This window comes from Hydrogenophaga sp. FG152 (genome assembly GCF_057809615.1).
This window is the reverse complement of record NZ_JBMDKH010000007.1, coordinates 147,249-172,580: the sequence shown is the minus strand read 5'-3', so window position 1 is coordinate 172,580 and position 25,332 is coordinate 147,249. Positions and strand designations below refer to the sequence as shown.

Sequence of the window (25,332 nt, the reverse complement as noted above, 5' to 3'; positions counted from 1 at the left end):
ACATGAATTCACCCTTTTTGAAATCGACCCTGTTCAACCGACGTACGTACCTGGTGGCCACCCTCGGTGGTGCCGCGCTTGCATTGGCTGGCTGCGGCAAGAAGCCTCCGAGCTACACCGGCATCGACCTCACGGGCGCCGACTTCGGTCGCAACTTCTCGCTGCCCGACACGGAAGGTCGCATCCGCACCCTGGAATCGTTCAAGGGCGAGTACGTTCTGATGTTCTTCGGCTTCACGCAATGCCCCGATGTCTGTCCAACTGCCCTTGGGCGGGCTGTGGAGGTGCAGAAGCTGCTTGGCGAAGATGCCAAGCGGGTGAAGGTGGTTCTGGTTTCCGTCGACCCGGAGCGTGACACCGCTCAAATCCTGCGTGACTACACAGCCGCGTTTGATCCAAGTTTCATTGCGCTTCGCGGAGACGTGCAGGCCACCACCGACATGGCCAAGGAGTACAAGATTCACTTCTCCAAGGTGCCTGCGGGTGACTCGTACACAATGGACCATACGGCGTTGACTTACGTGCTCGACACGCAAGGGCGCTTGCGTCTGGCGCTGCGCCACGAGCAAAGCGCTGAGCAAGTGGCCAATGACTTGCGCACGCTGATGGAACACGACCGGGGTTGACGTGCCACCCCCATGACGGAGCCAGCACCATGAAAATCGGCGAACTTGCTGCCAAGGCAGAGTGCGATGTCCAGACCGTCCGGTTCTATGAGCGCGAAGGTCTGCTGGAGGCGCCTATGCGAGAGTCTTCCAACCACAGACTGTACGCCGCACACCATCTTGAGCGCCTGCGTTTCATCCGGCAATGCCGGTCCCTGGAAATCCCTCTGACCGAAATTCGCCAGTTGCTTGACTACGCTGCAGCGCCTGACCAGTCCTGCGCACAGGTCGACACACTGCTCGACCGGCACATTGAGCATGTGCATCGTCGTCTGAGCGCGCTGCGAGAGCTCGACAAGCAGCTGCGCTCACTACGCGCCCGCTGCGACGGTGACGCCTCTCACGCCTGTGCCATCCTGGAGTCGTTTATGGACGCGTCGGCGAAGGAGGGGGCCTCGTGTTGCTCAGCCACTGAGATGTGCGCGGAGGCTGGACGGTCATAGAGAAGTCCCTCCTTAAGGTCTAAGAGCATGTCCGAGCACGTCATTCAAAAGAAGTCAGCTTTGTTGCTCGTCTCGGCATTTGCTTTCACCATAGCTGTCCTGATGCTGGGCTACGTCCTTCTCGGCTGGGTGGCGGCGTTTCTCTTTTCTTTCGGCTTCCTTGGTGGGCTAGTCGTCTGGTTGCTGGTTCCAACCAACGCCTCATACCGCGATATCCGAGCTCCGTTCCTTTTAACTCTGCTGCTCTTCATCGGGCACAAGCTGGAAGAGCGGCACCTGGAATTCTTCCCCGCGCTGTCACAAATCACTGGCGTCCCAGCGCCTCCTAGCGGCACATTGTTGGGAACGCTTTTGTACATCTTCGCTGGCGCGTGGCTGCTCATCCCTTGGCTGGTAGAGCGAAGGCTACCGTTTGGGTACTACCTGGCATCAACGTTCTTCTTCGCGATGGGCATCACCGAGCTAGCGCATTTTGTTTTGCCATTCTTCACGGGTGAGAACTACGGCTACTTTCCAGGAATGGCGAGCGTCTTCTTCCTCGCACCAGCGGCTTGGTGGGGATTGTGGAAGATGTATCGTTGAAGTTGCTCCGGTGCCAAAGCATGTGTCGAATGGCGACCAAACCTGGCTTCCCGGCCTAGTTGGCCAAAGCAGTACGTAGCGTTTTCTTGACACTGTGCGCCCAACTTGCACCTTGCCGAAGTGTTGCGATAGTGGCGGTTGGCACCTGTGCAAAGAAGAGTGACTCGTCAAAGTCGCACAGTTCAAGGACGTACTTGAGCCTGTGCTCTCTCAGTCGACGGTCACCCCGCGTGACTGAGCCGCTTTCACCAGTTTGTCGGAAGAACTCAGCAGCCTCACGAACATGGTCCAAAAAAGTTGCTTCAAGAGCTGGAATCGCGCGACTAAAGCGAGACCTCAGTCTTTCATCAGCGGCATCTTTGGAGACAACGAATCCCCAGGGCCTAGAGCCTGAGGCAATGTCAACGCACATGGCCTCTGTTCGAGTCAGTCCAAAGTTTCTTGCTATGCGGAGACGATGAGCTACGCCGGGATCCAGACGAGCGATGGTGTCAATCGCGTCGAAGGCTCTTTTCCTTTCTCCGCGAATTGGAAGCACGAACGTGCCCAAGAGATTCCGTGCAATCGCGTCACCTTGGTTCGCTGCCAGCGTCATCCAATGCATGCCAGCCTCAAACGCCTCGATGTCGAGCGCCGACTTCAGTATCGAGGCCCCAAGTTGACGCTGCGCGCATGGGTCTCCACTTGAAGCAGCCTTCTCCAGGAAAAATCTGGCAGCTTGTGGATTGGCGACTGACCCCTGGCCATACGCGTGTACCCGATAGAGGAGCAACCACGCCTCCTCAATCCCAGCGTCTGCCGCGCGAAAGAGCAGAGCTGTTCCGCCACGGACGTTCCGCTTTGGGGTCAAACTGGCGGACCACGCAAACACCGAATCGATGCCGCATAGGGCGCGACCCAAGACCAAGGCGGCAGATGAGTTGCCCCGCTTCACGCAGTCTTCCAGCATCGACTGCAGTCGACCACTATCCATCTGCGGCAACGTCATGCGCTGGTTTTGGGTTGCGACCAGCGCAATGCACACAGCATCACAGAGTTCCGGGGTTTGTTCCACTTCCATTGAAACCGCGTATTCCATGACACGAGCAGCAATATCCAGGTCGCCACTCTTTACAGCCGACGACAGTGCTTGAGTCATCGTTCCACTAGCGTCTATCTCAGGGAGAGAGGCAAGTGTAGACATGGCGACCTTCATTGAGTCTTCTTTGCCGCCCGATAGCGCGTTCATTGCTGCTGCCGCATGTTGGCATCCGTCTGCGCTCGCTTGGCCCCACAGACGGTGAACGGAATCCACCTCTCTATGTGTCAGCGCGCGCCAAAATCCTAGCTTGAGGCGCGCGGAAGCTGCACCACCGTTTGCTGCTGATGCAAGCACAACCACAAGACTCCGTCGAACCAGTTCGCTCAGCGGCAGCGCGTCAGCGATGATTCTTGCCGACAGCTCAGAGTCCGCTAAAGAGGGATGCGAGAGGTACTTGAGCCCGAGGTCGATGTACTGCGAAAACCCGTCAGTACCCAGCAAGTAGCGTTGCCCGAGTTCGCAAAGAGCATCGCGGTCGCCTTGCTTCGCAAGTGTCAGCAGCTGTACGTCTTGTCGTCGCATTCTTTCCCGTGCGGTTAGATGGTCTCGCGTCTCATGTCGCACCATTGCGGACACTTGTGACCGTTCACCGGGAAATCTATCTACGAGGTGGTTTCCAAACTGTGGCGTGCTCATTACGCATGCGTCACGAGGCTGTTACGTGACGCGCGTCGTGTTGGTGTGAGCATCGATGTCCCGCTGCAGCTCATACCTTGACGTCGTCAAGAGCACTGTCTACCGCGCTATGCAGGTGCAGATTTCTAACGACAAGGTGACTTCGTTTTAACCAAGACGCAAGCATCTAGAAACTTGTCCCTCAGTAGATTCCTCTCGCGACGTTGCGCACGTTCGAGCGGTGACGCCAGGATGTACCTTGTCCGTTAAAGAACGGGATTGCCTTGCGCGAGGTGACTCGCCGTGAGTGGCCGTTTGCTCTACGTCGCCTCCCCCTGCGAACACGACCTTCTTCTTAACCACTTCATTTGTGCTTTCGTGGCTACGGAGGAAGGTGTTGAGCTTGAGGACGTCGCAGAGTCCGACTATGCGCTGAGACCAGCATGCCGCTTTGGAATTCGAAGAAATCTCAATCTAAATTGAAGACAAGTGCCGCTTCTAGCCGCCGGCTAGGGAGCGCTCTGACGAGTCATCGCGAGTTGGAAGCACATTCAACTTTGCAAAGCCTCATGGTCGTGTTGCGACCGTTGCTCATTCCCATGGCATGCATGCTGGCCATGCTGTGGGTATCCCGTTTCGCCATGTCTTTCTGGCAGGCGAGTCGCATTTCGGAGGCTGACGCGTGGGGGCACCTCCTGCTTGAGGGTCTCCGATTCGACCTGGTTCTTGTTGGCATGATTTGGGTGTTTCCCGCAGCTGCAACACCTTGGATGGCGCTGTATCGTGGCAGTCGTCTTTGGTGGTCGACCTTTCTGCGCTGCTACGGCGGAGTGGCAGTGCTGCTGGTGGCTTTCATGGAGCTGGCCACACCAGCCTTCATTGGTCAGTACGACAGCCGCCCCAACTACCTATTTGTCGAGTACCTCGGCTATGGAAAGGAAGTGGGTGGCACGCTGTTAAAGGACTATTGGCCACATCTGCTTTTCACTGCAGTCCTTCTCCCCCTTCTGGCATTGGCCTACTGGCGGATGAGCAAACCCGTTCGTGCCTCCGCTCAGCTGCGTCTCTGGCAAGCGCCGTTGCTCTCGGTCTTGCTCCTTGCAGTGTTGGCTGTAAGCGCTCGGGGAGCCCTCGGCCACCGAGCGGCCAACCCGGCGAGTGCTGCAGTGACGACCGACCACCTGGTCAACGAGCTTCCACTGAGCTCCCTTTACACAGTCAGCTATGCAATTTATCAGTCAAGAAAGGCTGAAGAAGGCGGCATCACGTACGCGGATATTCCCGAGTCAAAGGTCGTAGAAATCGTTCGCCGTGAAACAGGCCTTCCCTCGACTGCATTTCGAGACCCTTCGGTGCCGTTGCGCCATCAGATAGCGAGCTTGCAGCCGCGAGCGCGGCCACTAAATCTCGTGCTTATCCTGGAGGAGAGCCTCGGTGCCGAGTTCGTAGGGCGGCTTGGAGGTCTTCCCCTCACTCCCAACCTTGACCGCCTAGCGGATGAGGGCATTTGGTTTGAAAACCTTTACGCAACAGGAACTCGCTCAGTGCGGGGGATTGAAGCAGTGGTGGCTGGCTTCCCACCGACGGCTGCGGTAAGCACCGTGAAGTTGGCAAAGTCCCAACGTGACTTCTTTACCCTCGCCGGATTCTTGAAGCCGCATGGCTACACGTCGACGTTCTTCTACGGTGGCGAGTCGCATTTTGACAATATGCGAAGCTACTTCATGGGCAACGGCTTTGACCGTGTAGTAGAGCAAAAGGACATGCCGAAGAGCGCGTTCATAGGTACTTGGGGCGCATCCGATGGTGACCTGTTCGAACTCGCTCACCAGCAATTCACTCAGCAGCCTAAGGACAAGCCATTCTTCGGTCTGGTGCTCAGCTCCTCAAATCACTCGCCATTCGAGTTTCCGGACGGCAACTTCGACTTGTATGAGCAACCAAGAAGCACGGTCAACAACGCTGTGAAGTATGCGGACCATGCACTTGGACGCTTCTTCGAGAAGGCCAAGTCTTCTGAGTACTGGCAAAACACACTCTTCCTCGTGGTGGCTGACCACAACTCGAGAGTGTATGGACCGTCCGTGATACCGGTCGAACGCTTTCACATCCTAGGTCTCATTCTTGGAGGCGCGATTCGCTCGCCGGAACGCATCGCGTCCATCGCAAGTCAGATAGACCTTGCACCGACCCTGGTGTCGTTGATGGGTCTGAGCGGGGAGAGTCCCTGGATGGGCCGGGATATGAGTGACCCAGCTCAACGCGCGCGAGTGGGTCGAGCCATTCTCCAGTTCGACAAGATTCAGGCATACATGGAGGGCGACCGTCTGGCAGTTTTGCAGCCAGACCGTCCCGCCAGGGTCATGCGCTACGCCAAAGGGGTGTTGAGTGATTTGCCGGAAGGCGACCCAGGACTGGTGGAGACCGCACAAGCGCATGCTCGATACGCCCAATGGGCATATCAACGTCAATGGCATCGCTGAGTCGAGGTGGAGACGTCTCGCGGATACGCTGACTCTGCGGGGCGAATCAAGCGTTGTTCGAAGAAGCACGGTATGGCGCACTCGTCGCCACTCATCGACTGACTTGACTATCAGTAGTACCACCTGAAGCCCCTCGGGTGCATCGGCCCGTTGCTCTCCTTCGGAGTTCGCGCCTGTTCTCCGATGCGATGCCTGCGGCGCTTCTCTTTCAGACGCGAGCCTTCAGCTTGAGCTGCGCACACCTGATTGCTCCGGTCTTCAACAGAACTCTCCGCCTCAAGAACGTGTGCCGCCTTGACATCTTTTTATGGCTAGAGCGCTGCACTCCCGTCCATAGATTTCGTGGCTGTGATGAGCGCGAGTGCGGCGAGCCCGTGGACGCCAGCATACAGATGGCGCCTCCTGTAGGAGAAATCACTTGCGATTGTTTCTGCAACTCGGGGCCGACCTGCTTCATTCCTTGTTGTGCCCATAGCCTACGTATCGCACCAAGCTTTCTTGCTGCCAGTGGCCGCGACGAGAGCAGTTGGAGGTGCGTACCAAACCCAAACTAGGAGCAATCAATATGAACAGGAAAATGCTGACGCTCGCTGCGCTGGCAGCTGTGTCCACCGTCGCAAGCGCCCAATCCTCTGTGACGCTGTTTGGCGTTGTCGACGCTGCGGTGCGTTCGGTGAAGAACGGATCTGCCGGGTCGCAAACTCAACTTGCCTCTGGCGACAACATGACCAGTCGCTGGGGCCTGCGCGGCGTGGAAGACCTCGGTGGTGGCCTGAGAGCCAGCTTCCACCTCGAATCACAGTTCGCCGTGGACACGGGTACAGCGGACCCCGCAAAGTTCTTTGGCCGCCGCTCGACAGTGAGTCTGAGTGGTGGATTCGGTGAAGTCCGACTGGGTCGTGACTACACCCCCACTTTCATGAACGGCCTGGGCGACGAGTTTGGAATCGTGGGTATTGGCTCACGCGGCATCTTCCTCTATGGAGCTGGCTCGAACCTGGGCAGCGTGGCCAGCACGGTTCTCCGCGCGGACAATGCAATCAGCTACCTGCTGCCCGCCATGGGTGGCGTGTATGGCCAGATTCAAGTCGCGCCAAGCGAAGGAATTGTGGGCAACCGCTATACGGGTGGTGGGCTCGGATACAAGAACTCGGCGATGGACGTTGGTGTGGCGTACGGTGTAACCGATGTCGGAACGCCTTCCGACTTCAAACACTACAACGTCAAGTTCAACTACATGTTTGGCTTTGCAACGTTGCACACGCTGTATGACGTGAAGACCTGGGGTGACCGCAAGACGCAGGACATCTCCATCGGCGCCAGCGTTCCTGTTGCCACCGGCACTATCCGCGTTGGCTACACGCGCGCCAATCGTTCTGGTGGTCCAGTGGGCTCTGGCTATGCAGATGGCGACGACAGCAGTCGTCTGGCAATCGGCTATGTGCATGACCTGTCGAAGCGTACGGCGCTGTACACCACGTATAGCCGCATCAGCAACGACGGCGCTGCCCGTAGTTCTGTCCTCGGAACGCCTCCTGCCGGCATGCTGGGAGGTGAAAACTCCTCCGGCTTCGAAGTGGGCCTGCGCCACACCTTCTAAGCAGATACCCCGATTCTCGGGGTGACCTCGGGTTCTTCTCGCACGCAGATTGGCCGGTATGGCAGGTCTGCGTGCTTTTTCGTGTGCGCGCAGCGAAGAAATCGCCGTCCTCCTGAGCAACATGACGGATTTGTCATTCTTCAATCTCAATGTTGTAGGAGCCTCGTTTTTAAAGTTGATGTCGGTTCTTGAGGGCAACCCTGCCTAGCTCAAGGGTCAGTTCCATTCACTATTGAGGTTCCAAATGAAAGCACTTTCAACACTCCGCATCGCAGCAATCGCAGTCGCATTCACCAGCACTCTGGGTGCAGTGTCTGCAGCTGAAACGTTCCGCAATGGTCAGTCGGTCCAAGGCCAGTCGGCCAGCACGGATGCTGGCTCGAGAATCGTGGACGTTGAAGCAACCAAGTACGCCAACGTCAAATATGGGGAAACGGTCTCTTTTATGGGCGCGGGCGGTAAAAAGTTTTCGTGGACCTTCAATGGTTTGGATGGTCGCTCCTGGGATCTCGCCCAGTTCGCACCTGCCGGGTTTACGAGCAAGGACTATCGTGTTTACGTGACCAAGAGTCCGTTGTATCGCCGTTGATCGGTGACTACCAGTACCTGGCTCGTGGGCCAGTAGCTCAGGTTCATGTTCGCACCACAGTGAGATGGAATGGCGGTGAAGGTTGCTTCAGCGCGACCAATCACCGCCTTTCACAGGCATCGCTCTGGACGTGGACCATAGCAGGCGCTTTATCGTCTAAAGCGTCTCGCCCTGCGGGTCTGGGCCAGACTCCTTGTCGAAAGGACGCCATTTAGCCCCGGAGTGCAACAGCCCTCTGTCAGCCGAATTACATGTTCGTCACATTCCAGATTGAAGAACTTCACGTGCCAAACTGCCGGCCCTTGGAGACGGTCGCCGTATGAAAATTCTTATCGTGGAAGACGAAGCCCATACGGGCGAGTACCTCAAGCAAGGTCTGAGAGAAGCGGGGTACTACACCGAGCTGATGCGGGATGGTGTCGACGGATTGCACGAGGCGACGGAGGGCGACTACGACCTCGTGCTGCTGGATGTGAATTTGCCTGGAATTGACGGATGGTCGGTGCTTCGCTCATTGCGGAGAAAGAAGCCTCATCTACCGGTTCTATACCTTACGGCAAGAGATAGTATCGAAGACCGCGTCAAAGGCCTTGAATTGGGCGCAGATGACTACCTCATCAAGCCATTTTCGTTCTCCGAGCTTCTCGCACGCATAAAGACGGTGCTGCGCAGAGGTACTCAGTCGCAGGAGTCCACAACCCTCCAAGTGGCCGATTTGCAGCTAGACCTTGTGCGGAGAAGGGCTAGCAGGGCGGGTCGTCGCCTTGACCTGACTGCGAAGGAGTTCGGACTTCTCGAGCTCTTCATGCGGCGCCGAGGGGAGGTTCTCCCACGTACCTTGATAGCTTCGCTGATGTGGGACATCAATTTTGACAGTGAGAGCAATGTGATTGTTGTCGCAGTGGGGCGGCTCCGGTCAAAAATTGATGACGCGTTCGACGCCAAGCTGCTTAGAACAGTGCGTGGCATGGGCTACGTGCTTGACGAACCCGAGCCCTGAAAGTGTTTGAGAACTATGTCGTTGACCGCTCGATTGACGATTCTGTTCGCCTGCGTGCTGGCGGTTGTCTTAGCCGGGTTCTCATGGCTGGTCTTTCGGGAGACAAGCAGCCGATTTCACGAGTTGGACGAGCTACTCCTGCAGGGCAAGGTTCAGCTCGTAACTGAAGCGGCGCGAAACAGCCGGACGGAGGATGAGCTGAGGGGTTGGCTTGCTACAAGCATGCCCGGGCATGCTGGCCTCTACATCAAAGTGCTCAGCGACTCGGGGGACTTATTTGAGCATCGAGATTTGCAGTTGCCAACCGGCCTGGCAGAAGAGTTTTCGGGCTCTGGGGAGACCAAAGACTGGCGAAGGACAGTCCACAGCTTTCATGCCAAGCGCTTCGAGGTCAGTCTAGGGGGAGACGGTTCAAAAATACTCTCAGTAATTGCCGCAGTAGACACACGCCAGCATACGGACTTCCTTGACGTGCTGTCGATGAAGACGTTGGGGTATGTGTGCTTCGCGGTGATAGTGGGCACGATGCTCGGCTGGCTAGCAAGCCGAGGTGGCCTACAGCCGCTTACTACGATGAGGGCCAGAGCCGAGCAAATAAATGCGAACAGGCTATCGGAGCGCATCGCTGCACAGAGTTGGCCCAAGGAGATGCGCGAACTTGCGAACTCATTGAACGGCTTACTGGATCGCCTTCAAGGCGACTTTGACCGTCTGAGCGCCTTTTCAGCGAATCTGGCTCATGAGATGCGCACGCCAGTCAGCAACCTTCTGACCGTTGCGCAAGTCACGCTGGCTCAATCACGAACCAGTGACGAGTATCGAAGCACGATTGAGACGATATCGGAAGAATTGCAAGACCAAGCGAGAACCATCTCTGACATGCTCTTCCTGGCGCGAACGGAGAACATGCACGCTCTGCCATCTGTCCAACTCGTCCAGCTCGACGTAGAGTCTCAATCGTTGGTTGATTTCTACGACGTGACGGCAAGCGAAAAATCGCTGAACTTTGCAGTCAGGGGCTCCGCTCGAGTGCAAGGTGACCGTCTGATGATTCGTCGAGCAATCAGCAACCTTCTGTCAAATGCAGTGAAGTATGCGCAGCCCGCATCCACCATCGACATCAGCATCAGCACAGCTGAGGGGAAGGTCAGTCTGGCGATTACCAACAGGGGGGAAGAGATTCCTGTTGCCTCTCAAGCGTCGCTCTTTGACCGCTTTGTGCGACTCTCTTCGCCGAGCGTAAAGGATGCTGGAGGTCTGGGCCTCGGACTTGCTATCACCAAAGCCATCATGAGAGCCCACCACGGTCAAGTCAAGCTGAGGTCCCTAGCAGGGGCCAACACCTTTGTCCTCGAATTTGAGAAGGTGGTGTCCCCGTTGCACTAGGTGAGCTCGATTCAGTTGTTGCTGTGGTCTTTGTTCAGAAGATAGTCCATGCGGGCCACTTCGTTGCTCGTGACAGGAATTGACCGACCATCTACGGCCTCCAGAACTTCGCCCTTCTTCAAGTAGACGGCGGTACCTACCCGGCTCTCCTTGCCCATCTTTCCATCGGGGAAGATGTAGAGACTGCCTCCGTCCTTGAGCGGGATGATTTCCTTGGCGGCTTCAACGGCGGCGTGCCCAGCGAAGACGGAAGTGGAGGCGAGAGCAAGGGCCACGATGGCAAGTTTCGTTTTCATATATGTTCCTTCTGTGATTGTCCGAACAGCACTATTGCTTCGGAGTACCTGCGTACCCCCCTAAGCTACCCAGATGGCCGTGACGAGAGCGCTGCCTGAGCATTACTTTTTTGTCAGGACAGGGCGTTCAGTTGGCAATTGCGGTTCGCAAGGTTTGTCGTACCCCTTGCGCCCAACTGGAGCCCTGTCGCAGCGAGGTGAGGGTCGATGTTGGGACCTGTGCAAAGAACATGGACTCATCGACGCCGCTGCGGTCAAGTCGATATCGAAGCTTCTGCGACCGCTGTCGCTGCTCGGCGTTGGACAGCACCGGGCCCTCACCCGCGAGTCGGAAGAACTCTGCAGACTCGCGTAAGCTGTCGACAAATTGACCTTTTAGCGCCGGTATTGCTCGGCCAAACCTGGTTCTCTGGTTGCGGTCAGCCGCGCCGCTTGAAACGACCAGGCCCCATGACCTTACGCCGGACACAACGTCCACGCACGTTGCTTCGGCTTTGGTCAATCCGAAATGCCTCGAGACGCGTAAACGATGTGCGACCCAGGGGTCGATTTTTTCCAGCTCTTCAATGACATGTAGAGCGTCGTCGTCAGTTCCTCGCACGGGAAGAACGAACGATTGCAGCAGGCTTTTCGCAATGACGTCGTCTTGGGCTGCAGCTTGAGACATCCAGTGAAGCCCAAGCTCCTGCTCTGCGATGCCAGTAGCTGATTTGAGAATCATTGCTCCAAGCTGACGTTGCGCATTGGCGTTGCCACTAGCGGCAGCCTTCTCAAGAAAGAAAAGCGCTGCCTGGGGATTTGCCACGGAGCCATGGCCATCGGAGTGGACTCGGTAGAGGAGCAACCAAGCCTCGCTCAGACCTGCATCCGCCGCACGAAGTAGTAGCGCGGTACCCCCTCTGAGATTTCGCCGGGGCACCAGACTTTCGGAGGATGCAAATGCGGTGTCAATGCCGCAAAATGCGCGGCCCAAAAGCAACGCAGCCTCGGCGTTCCTTCGGCCCACGCAGTCCTCCAGGATGGCATGAAGCGTCGTACTGTCAAGTTCGGGGAGAGACACCTGAACGCTTTGCAGGAAGACAAGGGCGCCGCAAACGGCATCGCACAGCGCTGAGCCTCGCTCCAAAGGCAGCGCAATTGCGTACTTGAGCAGTCGAATGACGAGTGCAAAGTTTCCAGATTGTGTGGCCTCGGAGAGCGCGTGTTCAACAGTGCCTTCGGCCGCGACGTCGGGCTCCTTGACAAGAGCTTTCAATGCCGACAAGAGACAGCCTTCCTTGGAGCTCTTGTAAGCACTTAGAGCGTCTGAGGCTGTCGCACTACCCAAGGCTTCGGCTCGCTCCCATAGCTCGAGAGCAAGCTCTTCGTCCAGTTGCATCAAACCACGCCATACCCCCAGCTTCAGGCAAGCACCTGACGAACCAGCACTTGCTGCGGCAACCAGCATTGGGACCAGGTCGCGTCGGACGAGGTCGCTCAACGAAAGGCTTTCCGCAATGATTCTGGCGGAGCGCTCTGAAGTGGAAAGCGCTGGGTGGGATAGGTATTTGAGGCCTAGATCGGTGTACTGTGGAAAGCCCTGCACACCTTGCAAGTAGCGTTGCCCAACCTCGCATAACGCATCCAAGTCGCCTTGTCTAGCAAGGGCCAGCAGTTGAACGTCTTGACGCCGCATGTTTTCCAGAACTTCGATAGAAACCTGTCGGGGAATCTATCGAGATGCTGGTTTCCACGAGCTTTCGCTCTGATGACGATGTCGTCACCAAATTGTTATTTTCACGAATTGGACTTCCCGTACGTAGTGACGGAAAAACACAACGCCCTACGGATGGGCTGGGTTGGTACGTGCGAAGAGAGCAACGCATTTCGCCTGTTTTCAGGCAAATCGCTAGCGAATTTTTCAGAACTAGACGCGGGGTGAGCGTTCATGCGTAGACGTGAACATAGTCACGGGTACGCACCGTCGTCATGTGCTTGGTCAGACAGCCATCAGTTTTGGCTGTTCGTCTTCGGTGACTCTTTGACCAGCATGCGAGGTGCGATTCGTCCCCCCAAACTAGTCTCTGAATAGAGCTATCAGCGTAAAGGAAATCTCATGAACAAGACGAATCGTTCGGCACTGGCCGTGCTCGCCCTCCTCGGGACCACTGCCGCCTTTGCCCAAAGCAGCGTGACGCTGTACGGCCGTGTGAATACCACGGTGGAACGCCAAGATGTGGGTGGCGTGAAGACCACGGTTGTGGCCAACAACAACTCCCGCTTCGGCTTCAAGGGTGTTGAGGATCTCGGCGGTGGACTGACCGCTGGCTTCCAGCTGGAAAGCGGTTTTCAGTCTGACACCGGCGTTGGCAGTGGTGCGCTTTTCGGCCGCCACAGCGAAGTGAACCTGTCGGGCGGATTTGGTACCGTTCGCTTGGGCAACTTCTTCCCCGCCTCGTACTTCGCGTCTGCCGACTATGTCAGCATGCACAACCACGACACTGGGTCCTCGTCTGACGCTCTGTACTACGACCCGGTCTGGTTCGGCGGCCCAGGCACCGGCAACAAGATTGCCTACCGCACCCCCAACATCGGTGGCTTCACTGCGGAAGGTTCTGTTGTGCTGCATGAGCAAGCACCCGGTACCGGCGGCAAGAATGGCTATGACTTTGCTGCCAACTACGCCATGGGCGCACTGGACCTTGGCGCAGGCTACAGCGCCATTGATAGCAACAAGCAGTTCTCCTTGCGTGCTCTGTATTCCTTCGGTCAATTTACCGTTGGTGGCTACTATCAGCGCAACAAGGACGCAAACCAACTGCTGGCTACGGGAGCTGGAACACGCAACAATCTCCGCTTGGCTGCAGCCTACAGCGTTGGCGCCTCGGAGTTTCACGTGAACGTGGGCCGTGCAGGCGAATACGAGAACATCGTCGACAGCGACGCTACGCAATACACGCTGGGCTACAACTACAACCTGAGCAAGCGCACGAAGGTCTACGGTTACTACACCCGCGTGAACAACAGCACCAACGCGACCTACATGACCGGCACCGCTGGTGCCGATTTCAGCTCCGTTGCTGTGGGCATTCGCCACAACTTCTAAGCTGCTCGTGCTCTCGGCAGCCTCGCTGCCCGAGCGTTAGCTTTCGAAGAAAGAGGCCTCGCGTTCCTTCAAGGGATGCGAGGCCCTTTGTCTTTTGGCCGCACAGCCACAAACGGCGTGAGGGATTCCATAAATGAATAGCATCGCCTTCTTGAACGGTGGCGTGAAGTTTGGCGTGAGGTTAATTGGGCGTTTGCAAGCACAGGTGTCACGTGACGCCCGCTTCGGTACACTTCCTCTTGTCCCATCTGAAGGCGTCGACTCGCAAGAGTCAGGTGATTTTGCTTCTCGCGTCTGGCGCGAAGACATGGCATCGATGCGCGAATCGACCTTCTCTCCGACAGAGCTCGCTCCTGGCTACTTCAAGTGGAGGTACCTGTTGAAGAGCGGTTTTCAAGAGCGCACCATCAGGCGCTCACCATGCAATCGCGGAGCACGCCACCCACGACCACTTTTTTTTGGACTCGAGGCACATGAAGCTGTTGGTGATTGAGGATGAAGTGAAACTGGCGGAGTACCTTCGGAAAGGCCTCCAGGAAGCTGGTTTCGTTGTGGACCTTGCGCACAATGGCATCGATGGCTTGCATCTCGCAATGGAGTCCGACTACGACCTCATCGTGCTAGACGGCATGCTTCCTGGCATTGACGGGCTTGGCTTGTTGGCCGCGTTGCGTCAGACCAAGCGCACAAGGGTCTTGATGCTGACTGCGAGAATAAAGGTCGAAGACAGAGTGCGCGGCCTGAACACAGGTGCAGATGACTACATGGTCAAGCCGTTTGCATTTTCTGAACTCGTTGCCAGGGTTCAGGCATTGTTGAGAAGAGAACAGACAGGAGTGGGAGCTGAGCAGCCCACGGTGCTTAGCGTGGCTGACCTAGAGGTTGACCTGGTCGGTCGCAAGGTGTCTCGCCGAGGGCAAAAGATTCTCCTGACATCGCAAGAGTTCAGCCTTCTTTCCTTGCTCCTGCGACGACAGGGCCAAGTACTTTCGAGAACCGAAATTGCCTCGCAAGTGTGGGACATGAACTTCGACAGCAACACAAATGTGGTGGACGCTGCGGTCCGACGCTTGCGCACCAAAGTGGATGTGCCGTTTGACAGCCCGTTGATTCACACGGTTCGGGGCGTTGGCTACATCCTAGAACCCCGACAAGAATGAATCGGAATAGCGCAAATTCGCTAGGACGACGGCTGTCGGCCTGGCTTGCGTGGCAAAGCTTGGGTGGGCTGCTAATCGTGTGTGCAACGGTGTACGGAGCCACACACTACGCGTTCAAGGCGCGGCAGCTTGAGGAGTTGGACCAGAAGCGGGCGCTGCTGACATATCTTGCCTCCGAGGCCGCGCGCAACGGCAATGAAGTCAAGCTCAAGCATGAGCTCGACGACTTCATGGTTGGCCATCCCCAACTCGGGCTTTCTGTCGCACAGACAGATGGAGGAATTTTTCACCAGAAACTGCTGCCACCGTCGAGGCATGAGCGACGAACGATTCAGTTCAACCTCGACTCCCCGAAACCTGGTCAGAAAATGCTTCGCACGGAGTTGTCGCTGGATGTAGGTGGCGATGCGCTGGTGTTGCGACGCATCGCCTGGATTCTCTTTGGGGCGGCGGTTGGAGGTGTACTGCTGATTTCCTTCGGCGGATTTCTCCTGGTGTGGCTTGGATTGCGGCCTTTGCGCGAGCTCTCGGCACAGGTGAAAGTGCTCACAGCAGGGACGCTGCACATCCGACTGGATGGTTCGCGACAGCCCGACGAGCTCGCTCCGTTGATTGCGCAATTCAACGATTTGTTGGCCCGACTCGACCAGTCTTATGAACAAATGGAGGGCTTCAACGCTGACGTCGCCCACGAGTTGTTGACGCCGCTGACTACATTGATGAGCGGTGCTGAACTGGCGATGAATTCATCCAAGAGCCTGGACGAGATACGTGAGTTGCTCGGTTCGAATCTGGAGGATCTGCAGCGCATCGCTGGAATAGTGCACGACATGCTGTTTCTCTCGCAAGCAGACAGGGGGGCGGCTGCGCGTCGCACATCGACTCCAAGCCTCGCGGCAGTCGTACGGCGTGTTGCCGAATACCACGAAGCTACCCTCGATGATGCTGGACTAACCCTTGAGGTGAAGGGGGACGTCGATGGCGAGTTCGACCTGCAGCTGTTGCAGCGCGCGTTCTCTAACCTGGTTAGCAATGCCACTCGCTACGCCACAAAGGGCTCGACCATCGTAGTGAGGATTGAACCCGATGCTTTCGAGCAGGTGACGGTTCTTGTCGAGAATCGCGGGGCCCCGGTTGACACCCAGACCCTCTCTAGGATGTTTGACCGGTTCTTTCGAGCCGATGCATCACGCAGCGGAGCTAGCAAGAATCACGGCCTCGGTCTCTCAATTGTTGCGGCCATTGCGCGTATGCATGGCGGCACGACCATGGCTGCATCGAGCCACGGAGTCACCAGCGTGGGCATCCGTCTGAAGCGGTTCGCTAAGTAGGTCGATAACCGATTTTCCACATCGGTGTGGGCAATCTCACGAGCGAGTTTGCCCGGCAACCTGTACTGCGCACTCGCGTTTCAGCCTTGCTTTCAAATATGACTGATTTGTCATTTTGATGACTTCATGTTGTTGAGGACCAACTCATACAGTGCTTCTCAGTGCCGAAACGGCAGCTGTTGCCTCACACGAGAGGCTTTCCAAATCACTTATGAGGTCCTACATGTCCAAAATCCATACCTTCCGACAAGCCGCCTTCGCAGTCTCAATTGCAGCCACCCTGGCCAGCGCCTCCGCTGCTGGCGTTTCCAGCAAGGAGCAGGCGCTGATTGGCCAACCCGCTCCTGCCACGGCATCGGCACGTGTCATCGACCTGAGTGCGTCCAGCTACGCGAACGTTTCCTACGGTGAGACAGTCGTCTTTCGCGGCAATGGAGGCAACCAGTTCACATGGACGTTCAACGGTGTTGGTGGTCGTTCCTGGGACCTTGCCAAGATTGCCCCAGCCGGCTTCTCCGACAAGCAGTTCCGAGTGTTCGTGAGTCGTAATCCGCTGTATCGCAGCTGAGCCTTCATCGCTCGTAGTGGGCGAATCCGCGCTGCCGGGACGGGGATTGCCACGATAGGCTCCTGGAGTACACGGGCTACACACGTATGGTGTGTAGCCCGTTTTACTTCTTGTCGCCGCCCTTGTATGCCAGAAGGCGCAGTGCGTTAAAGACGACCAAGAGCGTCGAACCCTCATGAACGGCAACGGCTGCTCCAATGCCAAGACCCATGATGGTCGCGGGGACCAAAACCGCCACAATGCCAAGACTCACGAAGACGTTCTGACGAATCACCGAACGCGTGTGACGGCTTAAGCCTACGGCGAAAGGAAGGTTTCTCAAGTCGTCGGCCATCAGCGCCACGTCGGCTGTCTCCAGTGCAACATCTGAGCCTGCAGCACCCATGGCGATGCCTACGGTCGCGTTGGCCATAGCGGGCGCGTCATTGACGCCATCGCCCACCATTGCCACTTTCGTTTCCTCGCGAAGCTTGCGAATCGCTTCGACCTTGTCCTCGGGCATTAAGTCACCCCAGGCCTCATCGAGACCTACCTCACTGGCAACTGCTTCTGCCACCTTCTTGTGGTCCCCGGAAATCATAATCATGCGGGTGATGCCGAGCTCTCGAAGCTGCTTCAGTGCATCACGTGCGCCTTCGCGTGGGGTGTCAAGAAGTCCGATGGCGCCGAGATCTCGCTCACCCTTGCGCACAACCATGGATGTGCGGCCTGCTTCACGTAGACTTTCAATTGCTGACGCGGCCGAAGCACCCAGGGGGGCGATGCCATCGCTTCCAAAGAGTTCTGCTTTGCCAATCCAGACTGTCTCCCCGTCCACAGTGGCAGTCACCCCGCGTCCAATCAAGTTCTCGAGATTGCTTGCGGTTGGGATGGGTTGCTGCCCCAAGCGCTCACGACCATCCTTCGCTATCGCAGCAGCAAGCGGGTGGTCGCTCAAGGACTCGACCGCAACCGCTACAGCGAGCAGTTCCGTTTCGGTGACACCTTCCGCTGTCACCACATCGGTGATTCGCGGTCGGCCTTCCGTAAGTGTGCCGGTCTTGTCAAATGCCATTGCGTTGAGTGAGCCGAGTTCTTCAAGAGGAGCGCCACCCTTTATCAGAACGCCGCCTCGTGCTGCGCGAGCAATACCTGAAAGAACCGCGCTAGGCGTCGCAATGGCCAAAGCACACGGGCTGGCAGCCACAAGAACCGCCATGGCGCGATAAAAGCTATCGCGGAACGGCTCGTCCACGACTACCCAAGCAAACAAGAGTAGGAACGCCAGCAACAGAACAGCGGGCACGAAAATGCGTTCGAACTGGTCCGTGAATCGCTGCGTTGGAGACTTGCGCGTCTCTGCTTCGCTGACCATCTTGACCACTCGGGCCAGGGTCGAATCGGTGGAGCGTCGCGTCACCTCAATTTCGATGGCATGTGCCCCGTTGATGGTGCCCGAGAAAACGCGGGAGGCTGCTTCGATGGCATCGGGTCTCGAGCGAGCGAGGGCTGCATCATCGACGGGCCGCTTATCGACAGGCATGCTCTCGCCAGTGACCGGCGCCTGGTTGATGCTTGTTGTGCCAACCAGAATAAATCCATCGGCGGGAAGGCGCTCATTTGGCCTCACCAAAACGACGTCACCGACCACGAGCTCTTCTACCGCAATCTCAGATGTCTGCCCATCGCGGCGAACGGTGGCCGTGTCTGGCGCTAGTTCTGCCAGTGCCTCAATGGCGCGCTTTGCCCGACCCATGGCATAGCTTTCAAGTGCGTGGCCCAGGCTGAACAGAAACAGAAGAAGCGCGCCCTCTGCCCATGACCCGAGAGCAGCTGCGCCGGCAGCCGCGACCAACATCAGGGTGTCAATCTCGAAGCGCTTGCGTCGAAGGTTGTCGATGGCTTCTCGCAATGTATAGAAACCGCCAAAGAAGTACGCAGCGACGTAACAAGCAAGTGGAAGCCAGGATGGCGCGCCCGTGATTAGCTTCTCCGTGACGGCTCCCGCACCGAGCAGCGCTCCGCAGATCAGCGCGAAGATCATTTCGCTGTTCGCGCCGAACACGCCGCCATGCTGGTGCCCTTCGTGGCCGCCGGAAGCATGTTTGTGGTCACCGTGGTCGTGGCTATGCGCGCTATGGTCTTCCTCCGCCTCGCGCGGATTCGTTCCAAGGCTTGAGAGTTCGGCACGTATTACTTCTTCCGAGGTCTTCTCGCGGTCGAACTCGATGTGCAGGAGCCCTGAAGCATTGCTGTTGGCTTCAAGAACCCCCTCCAACTTCTGCAGACGGTCGGCCACGGACCCAGCCTTCCTTTGATGGTTAACCCCGTCAAGTTGCCACTGAAGGTGGCCGAAGCGGCTAGAGATTTCTGCGCCAGCTGCTTTCGCAAGTTCACGAATGCGCGTTAACGAAAGCTGGTCCGGGTCATAGTGAATGCATAGCTGCGGCGACTTTTCTGCGGCACCAGGCCGCACGTGCACTTCGTCAACGCCTGGCCGATTGCGCAGCAGCTGTCGCAGCCGCTCAACGCAGGCATCTGCTTCGCCAGGAATGCTCGGCAGAAGAACAGGGAGGTCGAGGCGAAGCTTTTCAGACATGACGTGATGGTCGCTCTATACGACTGAGTTGAAGAGAAAAGAGCTGAACTTTGCTCGCAGAAGGTGTGCGAAGAAGCTCGTGAACGCTTGATTCTTGAACGGCTGACACGTGCACCGAAAACATATCGCAAAAGTCATGTTCGCGTCACATTCACGTTAGATAATTTTTATCCATGGTGCAAAGCTCGCCAGAGGTGTTTTCGTCCTCGTTTTGTCACATTGCGTCGGTCTAATCATTTGTGTCAGCCCGACTTGGGTTGTCGTTCCACCGAGTCCTTGCGATGTAGGTCGCATCGGAACACGGTCCAACTCAACTGCACAGCAATAGACGACATGAAACACTCTCTCATCGCCCTTTCGATTCTCGCGACCACTGCAGGGGCGTTTGCGCAAAGCAGCACCACTCTCTTCGGTGTTGTCGACGCATCTGTGACACGACTGTCCAGCGACAGCGCGAGCGTCACGGGACTCTCCAGTGGTGAACAATCTAGCAGCCGTCTGGGTTTTCGTGGACTGGAAGACCTCGGCGGAGGTCTCAAGGCCAGCTTCTGGCTTGAAGGCAGCGTTGCCGTTGACAACGGCGGTACAACATTTCGCTTTGACCGTCGCTCCACTGTTGGCTTGATTGGCGGGTTTGGCGAGGTTCGACTTGGCCGGGACAAGCTCGCGTCCTATCTGAACGTAGAGACCTTTGACCCGTTCGGCGACATTGGAGTGGCTGGAAACGGCGCTAACAACATGCTCGGCAACGCAACGGTCGCCGCTGGCACGCAAGAGGGTAGCCACTCCAAGCGCGCAAGCAATATCGTCTCGTATCTGACGCCCAAGATGGGTGGCTTCCACGGCCAGGTGCAATACGGCTTCGGCGAGCGAGCTAGCAGCGAGCCGAACAACAGCCGAGGCAATTTCGTCTCCGCACGCGTGGGATATCAATCGAACCCGCTCGACATCGCGTTGGGCTATGCACAGTTGAAGGGTGGCACTGCTATCCAGGAAGTGACCTACAAAGCGGTCAACTTGGGCGCTTCGTACGACCTCGGATTCGTGAAGCCGATGGTGCTGATTGCGACCGAACGTGGCGCCGGGCGCGGTGTCAATGCGTATACCTTGGGCGCGTCGGCCCCCGTCGGACAGGCGGGTGAGTTCCGTGTCGGCTATACACGCTTCAGCACCCGCAACCAGGTCGAGGCCGATTCCTCGAAGTTGGGTCTCGGCTACATCCACAAGTTGTCCAAGCGCACTGTGGTCTACGGCCTGCTCGCACGAGTGAGCAACGACAGCAACGCGAATCGCGGCTTCGCAGTCTCCTCGTCTTCCCTGGCGTCTCCGCTCATCGCCGCCGGCGACAGCGCAACCGGATACTCCATCGGCGTGCGTCACTCGTTCTGACAAAAAGAGCCGCAGCACGGATGTGGTGTCTGTGCTGCGGCGTATAAAGTGCTCCCCGTGGAATTGGCCCAAGAGCTTTGCGGTTCTTGGGCCTTTTTTCGTTGGGGATTCCGCGAAGGTTTGGTTGCGGCCTACTAACGCGCAATCAACTCCTGAAAGTTACATCTTCTTCGTGAACATCATGACAAGCGTGTTTGCGTTCACAGATTTTCCATCTGCCTTGCCGAGGAATGAGTTCTTCTTGGTTGCACCGACCATGGCGCCTGACACTGAGAAGCCATCGCCAAGGTCATAGACAGCGCCAACGCTGTAGTCGACATAGTTGGGAAGGGTAATGTCGCTGCTGTACGAGGTGTAGCCCAGCGAAGCCTTCAAGGTCCACTTGGGATGGATCTCTTGAGCGTAGGCCACGTTCAGATACCCAGTACCTTTGCCCTTCAAACCCGACCCGAGCGCGGAGCCCGCAGCGTTGAAGTAGTCGTCAGATACGGTGTGGTAGTACTTGGCGCTCAGAGGACCCCAACCCACACCGAGGTACAGCTCAGTTGTGTTTACAGCGCTGGCGCCCGTGTAGTGATAGCGCAGAACACCGGCGTCCCAGCTGAGCTCGCCGGTTGCAAAGATGTAGCCAGCGTAGAGATCGCTTTCCAGATTTGCGGTCGGGCCCGTGGCACTCGTCTGGAAGTTGACGGTCGAGTTCCAGTTTCCAGCATAGAAACCACTTGCGTGGGAGTAGTCGAAACCGCCTTGCAGCGCAGGTCGCAGCTGTCCTTCTCGCACATCCTGGTCTTGGCCGCGAGTCTTGTAGTTGGTGACGAGACTGACGTTCGCGCTCAGCTGGGCGCTGGCCAGCATGGGAAGCGCTGCCAATGTGAGGACGGCCAGGGTCTTGGGGGAGATGGTTGTTTTCATGAGTGAGCTTTCAAGTGGTGATGAACAGATAAAAGCCGAGTCGGAGCTTTTGACCCCCACCCTCAATTGCAGGCAACGAGGGCACGGGACTCGACGTAGACAGCTTGCTATGGCATAGCGTTTCACCAAGAGAAAACTTCAGGGCATTCATTGAAACGCTAGTGAATTTGGCTCTTCAAGCGCGATTCAGCAACTTGAAAGCAACTGCCCTCGTGCAACTCCCCATTGCATGTTTGGCTGCTTCTCAGTTCAACCCGGGCGCTCACTGCTGGCACGAACCGATTCCTCCGGTCAGAGCCAGGCTGAACGCGACTCAGCTCTTCCGACACATAAGCAGAAAGTGACGCATTTGTCATCGCTCGGATGTCGGTTTGTGTCGGTGCGCTCTCTAAATTAAGTCCAACAGATGACGGCTCCCGCTGGCAACCGCGTAGCGATCCGACGGACCGCTAAGTCTGCAAACGTTCACTCGGCCCATGTCCACTGTGATGTCAGGTCGATGGCTTTGTTCTCGAGTGCGGTTAGAGGCCGTGCCCTCAATCCCAGGACAACTATCCGTGGAGTTTCTTTCCCAGGAGCGTCAAGCCGAAGTCAGAGCCATCGCCGAAAGGCAGCAGAAGACTTACCGCCAGATGCTTTCGGCAAACAAAAACAAGACGTTCGCCATCCATGCGATTCACAACCTGCATCGGCAGATAGACGAACTGGTGACAAGGGTCCAAGCAAGACCTGATGTGCGCTTCGACTGCAAACCGGGGTGCTCGCATTGCTGCAACTTCCGCATTGAGGTCTTCCCGCCCGAGGTGTTTGTTCTGGCTCGAAGGCTGCGGGCGCTGCCAGGCGACCAACTAAACCTGGTGACTGAACGGCTTCGTCTTCATGTTCAAAGGTCACAAGGAGTCCCTAGAGCGCAGCACTGGATGAACTGCCCATTGCTGAATGACGACCGTTGCTCCGTCTACGAAGACAGACCGTCGACTTGCAGGAAGTACCTGTCCTTAGATGTTGAGGAGTGCAAGCGACCAGGAATCAGCGCGCTAGAGGACGGCGAGTTGGCGCTGAAGTCATTGGCGCTCGTCAGTGGCGTTCGAGAGGCCTATTCAAAGGCCAAGAGTCCCCTCTCCATCCACGAGCTGGGCGAGGCGCTACTCATGGCGCTTACTGACCCAACCTGCGAGGAACGTTGGTTCAAGGGTGAGGTTGTCTTTCCGCTAATGGCTGCGGACGACTGAAGTCATGACGCCAGTCTTCTTATGTAGAGGGGAGCTGTGAGCGCAGTTGGGCGTAATGAGCCATGTCCATGCTACAGCGGGAAGAAGTACAAGCATTGCTGCATGACGCGTAGTTCGACCCCGTTGGCGGCGGGTGAAGCGACTAGTCCAGTCGATGCGCTTAACGTGGCATGGAGCTTCTTCGAGTCGGGCCAAGCAACCGAGGCGGCGAATCTGTGTCGAACAGTTCTTCGTTCAGATGCGACGCAGCCGGATGCGCTGTACTTGCTGGGCGTCTTGGCTTGTGAAAGCGGAAATTTCTGGGATGCTCTGGATCTCTTCCGGAAAGCTGCACTGGCGCGCCCGCAGTTTCCTGAAGCGCACTACTACCTCGGGCTTATTCATATGAGGCAAGCCCAGCATGAGCAGGCTGCCTCGCACTACCGCCAAGCAATCGCATCTGCGCCTGGATTCGTCGAAGCACATTGCAATCTGGGCGTTGTGCTTAACCGCTTGGGTCAGCCGCTTCAGGCCTTGTCCAGCTACCAGGAGGCACTGGCCATTCGTGAGGCGACAGAAGTGAAGATTGGCCTCGCCGAGTGCTTGCAGCGCCTCCGCGTCTCGCCAGGCGTGAGCCACTTGCGCCCCCTTCTCACGCGCGCAATCGCTGAAGCCTGGCGCCGGCCTGAAGAGCTCGCGCCCGCCGCCATCGCCTTCCTAAAGTGCGAGGCAGGATTCCAAGAAGCATTGTCGAAAGGAGTTGGGCGAGAGAGATTGCTTGCCGACTGGTGCGAAAACAGACTTCTTCTTGCGTTGCTTGAGAGTGCGACGATTTGCGATGTCGAGCTCGAGCGCTTGTTGACAGCGGTCCGCGAGACGCTTCTGGATGACGCTCTGAGGTTCGATGTGGAAGATGATGAGCTGCTGAGCTTGCGTTCCGCCCTAGCACAGCAGTGCTTTGTGAACGAATACTCTTGGCTCGTGCACCCAGAAGAAAGCGAGAAGGTCGAAGAGCTACTGAAGCGTGCGAGTCTCGCTATCGAATCGGGTCGAATGCCGTTGCCACAAGTCATGCTCGCGCTTGCTAGCTATCTACCTCTGTGCAATCTGCCATTTGTAGACGCTCTGAGGGAACATGCCTGGTCTGATTCGCTGCGGTCGGTGATACGTCAGCAAATTGATGAAGTGAGGCAGGAGTTCAATTGGCGCTCGGTCCTTCCAAAAATAACAGCGATAGACCAAGACTCGTCGAGCAAGGTTCAGCAACAGTACGAAGAGAACCCTTACCCGCGCTGGGTCCGCTCCTCTTTGTTTCCCGCCCCACTCACGTTGGAAGACCGGCTGCGCATGCAGATTCCGCACGCGCGTTTTCAACCAATGAACAGAATCGGTACTGTCGACGTTCTTATTGCGGGATGCGGAAGCGGTCGTCACTCAACTGAGAGTGCAAGCGCATATAGCGACTCGCGAGTGCTTGCGATTGACCTAAGTGCAAGCAGCCTCGCCTACGCGATGCGCAAGTCTCATGAGCTCGGTCAATGCAATGTCGAGTACGCCCAAGCCGACATTCTGCAACTATCGTCGCTCAACCGACGCTTCGACCTCATCGAGTCCGTAGGTGTGCTTCATCATTTGGCTGACCCAGCGGCGGGATGGCGAGCACTACTCCAAATGCTACGGCCAGGCGGACTCATGTTGCTCGGCCTGTACAGCGAAGCAGCGCGCGCTCCAGTAGTCGCCGCGCGGCAATTCATTGCTCATCATGGCTATCTCGCTACTGCACAAGGCATTCGAGAATGTCGCGCGGCAATCATGGGGGCAGATTGTCCGGAGGCACTGAGTCACCTCACCGCGTTCGGAGACTTCTACGGCTTGAGTGCATGCCGCGACTTGCTATTCCATGCGCAAGAGCACCGCACAAACTTACTCGCTATTGATGCGCTGCTGAAAGAGCTGTCGCTCGACCTCGTAGGCATGCATGTTGAGCCAGAGGTGCTTCGAAAATTCCAAGCACGGTTTCCTGATGATGACTCTGTTCACGACTTGGGAATGTGGCACCAATTCGAAGCAGAAAATCCCCAAACCTTTGTTGGGATGTATCAGTTCTGGGTGCAGAAGCGACGCGCATAACTGGGCGGACCATGGGTACTCGGTCAATCCGCCGCGACTGCGGTCGTGTGAGCTTTGCTGCACTCGATATCCAATCTTTGAGTAGCTTGCAGGCCACTAGAGAATCAGCGCATGAGCCAGTTGCCGCTGCTCAAAAAGAGCAATAGCTAGCAGCTAGCAAGGCCGTCAGGGGAAGAGCGAAGGTCTGCTCACATGCCCCCTGTGATTGCATCTTGGGCAGCAGTCTCA

At 57.0% G+C, this 25,332-nt stretch carries 21 protein-coding genes and 1 pseudogene; 17 read left to right on the top strand and 5 right to left on the bottom strand.

Annotation, left to right across the window (positions count from 1 at the left end; all coding sequences use genetic code 11):
- Positions 1-2 precede the first annotated feature (2 nt).
- From ACODTB_RS10785 to ACODTB_RS10775, 3 genes are read left to right on the top strand one after another with little or no spacing between them, the layout of a single operon-like run.
- Positions 3-626: an SCO family protein gene (locus ACODTB_RS10785; RefSeq protein WP_488929318.1), complete on the top strand. Its 624-nt coding sequence runs from the start codon at positions 3-5 to the stop codon at positions 624-626.
- A gap of 29 nt (positions 627-655) precedes the next feature.
- Positions 656-1,108: a Cd(II)/Pb(II)-responsive transcriptional regulator gene (cadR, locus tag ACODTB_RS10780; protein WP_488929317.1), complete on the top strand. Its 453-nt coding sequence runs from the start codon at positions 656-658 to the stop codon at positions 1,106-1,108.
- Between the two features lie 27 nt (positions 1,109-1,135).
- Positions 1,136-1,690, top strand: coding sequence for a hypothetical protein (locus tag ACODTB_RS10775; RefSeq protein ID WP_488929316.1), 555 nt, complete (start codon positions 1,136-1,138; stop codon positions 1,688-1,690).
- A gap of 55 nt (positions 1,691-1,745) precedes the next feature.
- Here ACODTB_RS10775 and ACODTB_RS10770 read toward each other — a convergent pair whose 3' ends face one another.
- Complete coding sequence (locus ACODTB_RS10770) at positions 1,746-3,293, bottom strand: tetratricopeptide repeat protein (RefSeq protein ID WP_488929315.1); 1,548 nt, start codon at positions 3,291-3,293, stop codon at positions 1,746-1,748.
- A gap of 632 nt (positions 3,294-3,925) precedes the next feature.
- Between ACODTB_RS10770 and ACODTB_RS10765 the strand changes: the two genes are divergently transcribed.
- From ACODTB_RS10765 to ACODTB_RS10745, 5 genes are all read left to right on the top strand, one after another.
- Positions 3,926-5,869: an LTA synthase family protein gene (locus tag ACODTB_RS10765; protein WP_488929314.1), complete on the top strand. Its 1,944-nt coding sequence runs from the start codon at positions 3,926-3,928 to the stop codon at positions 5,867-5,869.
- Positions 5,870-6,446: 577 nt separating this feature from the next.
- Positions 6,447-7,469: a porin gene (locus ACODTB_RS10760; protein WP_444687895.1), complete on the top strand. Its 1,023-nt coding sequence runs from the start codon at positions 6,447-6,449 to the stop codon at positions 7,467-7,469.
- 244 nt (positions 7,470-7,713) lie between these two features.
- Complete coding sequence (locus tag ACODTB_RS10755) at positions 7,714-8,058, top strand: CzcE family metal-binding protein (protein ID WP_488929313.1); 345 nt, start codon at positions 7,714-7,716, stop codon at positions 8,056-8,058.
- 319 nt (positions 8,059-8,377) lie between these two features.
- Positions 8,378-9,058, top strand: coding sequence for a heavy metal response regulator transcription factor (locus tag ACODTB_RS10750; protein ID WP_444687897.1), 681 nt, complete (start codon positions 8,378-8,380; stop codon positions 9,056-9,058).
- A gap of 15 nt (positions 9,059-9,073) precedes the next feature.
- Positions 9,074-10,444, top strand: a complete 1,371-nt coding sequence (locus ACODTB_RS10745) for a heavy metal sensor histidine kinase (RefSeq protein ID WP_488929312.1) — start codon at positions 9,074-9,076, stop codon at positions 10,442-10,444.
- An 11-nt stretch (positions 10,445-10,455) separates the two neighbouring features.
- Here ACODTB_RS10745 and ACODTB_RS10740 read toward each other — a convergent pair whose 3' ends face one another.
- Complete coding sequence (locus tag ACODTB_RS10740; RefSeq protein WP_488929311.1) at positions 10,456-10,740, bottom strand: CopK family periplasmic copper-binding protein; 285 nt, start codon at positions 10,738-10,740, stop codon at positions 10,456-10,458.
- A 127-nt stretch (positions 10,741-10,867) separates the two neighbouring features.
- Positions 10,868-12,220: a tetratricopeptide repeat protein gene (locus tag ACODTB_RS10735; protein ID WP_488929310.1), complete on the bottom strand. Its 1,353-nt coding sequence runs from the start codon at positions 12,218-12,220 to the stop codon at positions 10,868-10,870.
- A 615-nt stretch (positions 12,221-12,835) separates the two neighbouring features.
- On the opposite strand from ACODTB_RS10735, the gene ACODTB_RS10730 reads away from it, so the two are divergent.
- The 5 genes from ACODTB_RS10730 (at position 12,836) to ACODTB_RS10710 (ending at position 16,884) form a co-directional block, all read left to right on the top strand.
- Complete coding sequence (locus tag ACODTB_RS10730) at positions 12,836-13,825, top strand: porin (protein ID WP_488929309.1); 990 nt, start codon at positions 12,836-12,838, stop codon at positions 13,823-13,825.
- Between the two features lie 133 nt (positions 13,826-13,958).
- Positions 13,959-14,318 carry a hypothetical protein gene (locus tag ACODTB_RS10725; RefSeq protein ID WP_488929308.1) on the top strand — a complete coding sequence of 120 codons (360 nt, stop codon included), beginning with the start codon at positions 13,959-13,961 and terminating at the stop codon, positions 14,316-14,318.
- The gene (locus ACODTB_RS10720; protein ID WP_159597254.1) at positions 14,299-14,985 is read left to right on the top strand and encodes a heavy metal response regulator transcription factor; all 687 of its coding nucleotides are present in this window, start codon (positions 14,299-14,301) and stop codon (positions 14,983-14,985) included. Before ACODTB_RS10725 ends, ACODTB_RS10720 begins: the two co-directional genes overlap by 20 nt.
- Positions 14,982-16,316 carry a heavy metal sensor histidine kinase gene (locus tag ACODTB_RS10715; RefSeq protein WP_488929307.1) on the top strand — a complete coding sequence of 445 codons (1,335 nt, stop codon included), beginning with the start codon at positions 14,982-14,984 and terminating at the stop codon, positions 16,314-16,316. Before ACODTB_RS10720 ends, ACODTB_RS10715 begins: the two co-directional genes overlap by 4 nt.
- Before the next feature lie 223 nt (positions 16,317-16,539).
- Complete coding sequence (locus ACODTB_RS10710; protein WP_159597256.1) at positions 16,540-16,884, top strand: CzcE family metal-binding protein; 345 nt, start codon at positions 16,540-16,542, stop codon at positions 16,882-16,884.
- A 103-nt stretch (positions 16,885-16,987) separates the two neighbouring features.
- On the opposite strand, the gene ACODTB_RS10705 is transcribed toward ACODTB_RS10710, so the two are convergent.
- Complete coding sequence (locus tag ACODTB_RS10705) at positions 16,988-19,462, bottom strand: heavy metal translocating P-type ATPase (protein ID WP_488929306.1); 2,475 nt, start codon at positions 19,460-19,462, stop codon at positions 16,988-16,990.
- Positions 19,463-19,795: 333 nt separating this feature from the next.
- On the opposite strand from ACODTB_RS10705, the gene ACODTB_RS10700 reads away from it, so the two are divergent.
- Positions 19,796-20,851, top strand: coding sequence for a porin (locus ACODTB_RS10700; protein ID WP_488929305.1), 1,056 nt, complete (start codon positions 19,796-19,798; stop codon positions 20,849-20,851).
- 159 nt (positions 20,852-21,010) lie between these two features.
- Here the strand turns inward: ACODTB_RS10700 and ACODTB_RS10695 are convergent, their stop codons facing one another.
- On the bottom strand, positions 21,011-21,763 hold the full coding sequence (locus ACODTB_RS10695) for a TorF family putative porin (protein ID WP_444687906.1): 753 nt from the start codon (positions 21,761-21,763) through the stop codon (positions 21,011-21,013).
- A gap of 557 nt (positions 21,764-22,320) precedes the next feature.
- On the opposite strand from ACODTB_RS10695, the gene ACODTB_RS10690 reads away from it, so the two are divergent.
- From ACODTB_RS10690 to ACODTB_RS10680, 3 genes and pseudogenes are all read left to right on the top strand, one after another.
- Positions 22,321-22,995 (top strand): YkgJ family cysteine cluster protein, encoded by a 675-nt coding sequence (locus ACODTB_RS10690; protein ID WP_488929304.1) that lies wholly within the window; start codon positions 22,321-22,323, stop codon positions 22,993-22,995.
- A 36-nt stretch (positions 22,996-23,031) separates the two neighbouring features.
- A pseudogene (locus tag ACODTB_RS10685) lies at positions 23,032-23,100 on the top strand (SEC-C metal-binding domain-containing protein); the annotation flags it as partial.
- A gap of 60 nt (positions 23,101-23,160) precedes the next feature.
- Positions 23,161-25,104 (top strand): methyltransferase domain-containing protein, encoded by a 1,944-nt coding sequence (locus ACODTB_RS10680; RefSeq protein WP_488929342.1) that lies wholly within the window; start codon positions 23,161-23,163, stop codon positions 25,102-25,104.
- Positions 25,105-25,332 lie beyond the last annotated feature (228 nt).

Coding starts and splice junctions, on each gene's coding strand:
- ACODTB_RS10750 (WP_444687897.1), top strand. CDS start 8,378: ATGAAAATTCTTATCGTGGAAGACGAAGCCCATACGGGCGAGTACCTC.
- ACODTB_RS10785 (WP_488929318.1), top strand. CDS start 3: ATGAATTCACCCTTTTTGAAATCGACCCTGTTCAACCGACGTACGTAC.
- ACODTB_RS10725 (WP_488929308.1), top strand. CDS start 13,959: ATGAATAGCATCGCCTTCTTGAACGGTGGCGTGAAGTTTGGCGTGAGG.
- ACODTB_RS10705 (WP_488929306.1), bottom strand. CDS start 19,462: ATGTCTGAAAAGCTTCGCCTCGACCTCCCTGTTCTTCTGCCGAGCATT.
- ACODTB_RS10700 (WP_488929305.1), top strand. CDS start 19,796: ATGAAACACTCTCTCATCGCCCTTTCGATTCTCGCGACCACTGCAGGG.
- ACODTB_RS10770 (WP_488929315.1), bottom strand. CDS start 3,293: ATGCGACGACAAGACGTACAGCTGCTGACACTTGCGAAGCAAGGCGAC.
- ACODTB_RS10775 (WP_488929316.1), top strand. CDS start 1,136: ATGTCCGAGCACGTCATTCAAAAGAAGTCAGCTTTGTTGCTCGTCTCG.
- ACODTB_RS10755 (WP_488929313.1), top strand. CDS start 7,714: ATGAAAGCACTTTCAACACTCCGCATCGCAGCAATCGCAGTCGCATTC.
- ACODTB_RS10715 (WP_488929307.1), top strand. CDS start 14,982: ATGAATCGGAATAGCGCAAATTCGCTAGGACGACGGCTGTCGGCCTGG.
- ACODTB_RS10710 (WP_159597256.1), top strand. CDS start 16,540: ATGTCCAAAATCCATACCTTCCGACAAGCCGCCTTCGCAGTCTCAATT.
- ACODTB_RS10760 (WP_444687895.1), top strand. CDS start 6,447: ATGCTGACGCTCGCTGCGCTGGCAGCTGTGTCCACCGTCGCAAGCGCC.
- cadR (WP_488929317.1), top strand. CDS start 656: ATGAAAATCGGCGAACTTGCTGCCAAGGCAGAGTGCGATGTCCAGACC.
- ACODTB_RS10730 (WP_488929309.1), top strand. CDS start 12,836: ATGAACAAGACGAATCGTTCGGCACTGGCCGTGCTCGCCCTCCTCGGG.
- ACODTB_RS10745 (WP_488929312.1), top strand. CDS start 9,074: ATGTCGTTGACCGCTCGATTGACGATTCTGTTCGCCTGCGTGCTGGCG.
- ACODTB_RS10695 (WP_444687906.1), bottom strand. CDS start 21,763: ATGAAAACAACCATCTCCCCCAAGACCCTGGCCGTCCTCACATTGGCA.
- ACODTB_RS10720 (WP_159597254.1), top strand. CDS start 14,299: ATGAAGCTGTTGGTGATTGAGGATGAAGTGAAACTGGCGGAGTACCTT.
- ACODTB_RS10740 (WP_488929311.1), bottom strand. CDS start 10,740: ATGAAAACGAAACTTGCCATCGTGGCCCTTGCTCTCGCCTCCACTTCC.